The sequence below is a fragment of the Mesorhizobium sp. M7A.F.Ca.CA.001.10.2.1 genome, assembly GCF_003998575.1.
In the GTDB taxonomy this organism is placed as follows: Bacteria; Pseudomonadota; Alphaproteobacteria; order Rhizobiales; family Rhizobiaceae; genus Mesorhizobium.
Genome location: NZ_RZQY01000769.1, coordinates 1 through 2,597 on the forward strand (window position 1 = coordinate 1; position 2,597 = coordinate 2,597).

Here is a 2,597-nt window from a genome sequence, read left to right on the forward strand (position 1 = left end):
GTCCTGCACCGAATAGTTGACCACCGTCATCAGCGGGATCACCGCCGAGAACGCCACCAGCAGGAGGACCGGCAGCACCATGAACCAGGCCTTGTTGTTCCAGGTCTTCTCCATCTAGGCCTCCATCTCGACACGCCAGGAATCGGCATAGATGTTGATGCCGGCCGGGTCGAACCGCACCTTCGGATCGGCAGGCAGGGTCTCGTCCTCACCGATCACGGCAGAGATATCGCGGCCTTCGAGCTTGGCGCGCACCACCTTGTGGCGACCGAGATCCTCGACCTTGCTGACCTGCACGGTCATGCCTTCGCGGCCGAGCCGGACATATTCGGGACGGATGCCGAGCTCGACGGCGCCGCTGGCTGCCTTGGGTGCGCCCGGCAGTTCGATGCGCTGCGAGCCGAGCGTCGCCGTCTTGCCGTCGATCGCCACCGGCATGACGTTCATGCCTGGCGAGCCTATGAAATAACCGACGAAGGTATGGCGCGGGCGTTCGAACAATTCGGCCGGTGTGCCGATCTGCACGATGCCGCCATCATACATGACCACGACCTGCTCGGCGAAGGTCAGCGCCTCGGTCTGGTCGTGGGTCACATAGACCATGGTGTAGCCAAAGCGGCGGTGCAACTGCTTCAGCTGCGAGCGCAGCACCCACTTCATGTGCGGATCGATGACGGTCAGCGGCTCGTCGAACAGGATGGCGTTGACGTCGGAGCGCACCAGCCCGCGGCCGAGCGAGATCTTCTGCTTCTGGTCGGCGGTCAGGCCCCTCGCCTTCTTCTTCGCCCACGACGCCAGATCGATCATCTCCAGCGTCTCGCGAACCTTGCGGTCGACATCGGCTTCCGGCACACCGCGGTTGCGCAGCGGGAAGGCCAGATTGTCGTAGACGGTCATGGTGTCGTAAATGACCGGGAACTGGAACACCTGCGCGATGTTGCGCTCCTGCGTCGACAAATTGGTCACGTCCTTGCCGTTGAACAGCAACTGGCCGTGCGAGGGGTGCAACAATCCCGAAATGATGTTGAGCAGCGTGGTCTTGCCGCAACCGGAGGGCCCGAGCAGCGCATAGGCGCCGCCGTCCTCGAAGACATGATGCACTTCCCGCAGCGCGAAATCGGCATCCTTCTGCGGGTTCGGCAGGTAGGAATGCCTGACATGGTTGACGTCGATGCGTGCCATCTCTTGCCCTCAAGCCGCCAGCTTCGGCGCAGTCACGGCGCTGCCGTGCTCGTCGAAAACCATGATGTGGCGCGGATCGATGAACACCTCGACCACCTCGTCCGGCTCGAAATGCCTGATACCATGGGTCAGCATGACCCAGCGCGCATCGGCGAAATCGAGATGGATGAAGCTCTCCGATCCGGTGATCTCGGTGATCGTCACCTTGGCGCGCACCGGTACGGCCGCCGCATTGGGCCGCTCGAGCGACAGGTGGTGCGGCTGAAAACCGATCGTGTACATGGCATCGGCAATGCCGGAGAGCTCGGCCGGCACCGGCAGGTTCACGCCGCCCTCGAGCAGGAAATCCCGGCCCTTCTTGGCAAGCACTATAGTATTGAGCGGTGGATCGGAAAATGTCCTGGCTGTCACCAGATCTACCGGCTTGCGGAACACCTCGATGGTCGGTCCGAACTGGGTGATCTTGCCTTGCGAAAGCGTCGCCGTGTTGCCGCCGAGCAGCAGCGCCTCGTGCGGCTCGGTCGTGGCGTAGACGAAGATGGTGCCGGCGGCGGCGAATATCCTGGGCAATTCGGCGCGCAGTTCCTCGCGCAATTTGTAGTCGAGATTGGCGAGCGGTTCGTCGAGCAGGACCAGGCTTGCGTTCTTGACGATGGCGCGCGCCAGCGCGGTGCGCTGCTGCTGGCCACCGGACAGGCTGAGCGGCGTGCGGTCGAGATAGGGCGTCAGCTTGAGAAGAGCCGCGGCTTCACGCACCTGGCTGTCGATCCTGGCCTGCTCGATGCCGGCCACCCGCAGCGGCGAAGCAATGTTCTCATAAACGGTCATCGCCGGATAGTTGATGAACTGTTGGTAGACCATGGCGATCTTGCGCTTCTGCACCGGCACACCGGTGACATTCTGGCCGTCGAACCAGATCGAACCGGAGGTCGGCACGTCCAGGCCGGCCATCAGCCGCATCAGGCTTGTCTTGCCGGAAAGCGTAGGTCCGAGCAGGACGTTGAGCGAGCCGTGCTGGAGCGTCAGCGACACGTCGCTTATATGCTCGACCGCGCCGACCGCCTTGGTGACGTTTCTCAGTTCCAGCATGACGCCTCCTCCCAGGCCTTCCGCATCAGCTCAAACCCCTCTTCATTCGGCAGCCGCGACATGGCGCCGGCTTATGCCGCGCATGAACTCATCGAGCGCCGCCACCTGCTCGCGGCTGAGATGCAGACCGCGCTTGGTCCGGCGCCACAATACATCTTCTGATGTGACGGCCCATTCGTTTTGAACGAGATAGCGCACCTCGGCCTCGTAGAGATCGGCGCCGAAGTTGCGGCCGAGATCGACGTTCGATTTGGCCAGCCCCAGCAGCATCCTCGCGCGGGTTCCATAGAGCCGGGTCAACCGGCGAGCCAGGCGCGCGTCGAGGA

At 63.1% G+C, this 2,597-nt stretch carries 3 protein-coding genes and 1 pseudogene; all 4 read right to left on the bottom strand.

Going from position 1 to position 2,597, the window contains the following annotated elements:
* Positions 1–114 (bottom strand): annotated as a pseudogene (locus EN964_RS31405) (sugar ABC transporter permease); the annotation flags it as partial.
* Positions 115–1,182, bottom strand: a complete 1,068-nt coding sequence (locus EN964_RS31410; protein WP_127269024.1) for an ABC transporter ATP-binding protein — start codon at positions 1,180–1,182, stop codon at positions 115–117.
* Between the two features lie 9 nt (positions 1,183–1,191).
* Complete coding sequence (locus EN964_RS31415) at positions 1,192–2,271, bottom strand: ABC transporter ATP-binding protein (protein ID WP_127269023.1); 1,080 nt, start codon at positions 2,269–2,271, stop codon at positions 1,192–1,194.
* A 42-nt stretch (positions 2,272–2,313) separates the two neighbouring features.
* Positions 2,314–2,597 (bottom strand): glycerol-3-phosphate dehydrogenase C-terminal domain-containing protein (locus tag EN964_RS31420; RefSeq protein WP_281059584.1); only part of this gene is annotated, 284 nt, incomplete at its 5' end.

What these genes read in the sequence shown, in the direction of transcription:
- EN964_RS31415 (WP_127269023.1), bottom strand. Translation starts at nt 2,271, where the DNA reads ATGCTGGAACTGAGAAACGTCACCAAGGCGGTCGGCGCGGTCGAGCAT.
- EN964_RS31410 (WP_127269024.1), bottom strand. Translation starts at nt 1,182, where the DNA reads ATGGCACGCATCGACGTCAACCATGTCAGGCATTCCTACCTGCCGAAC.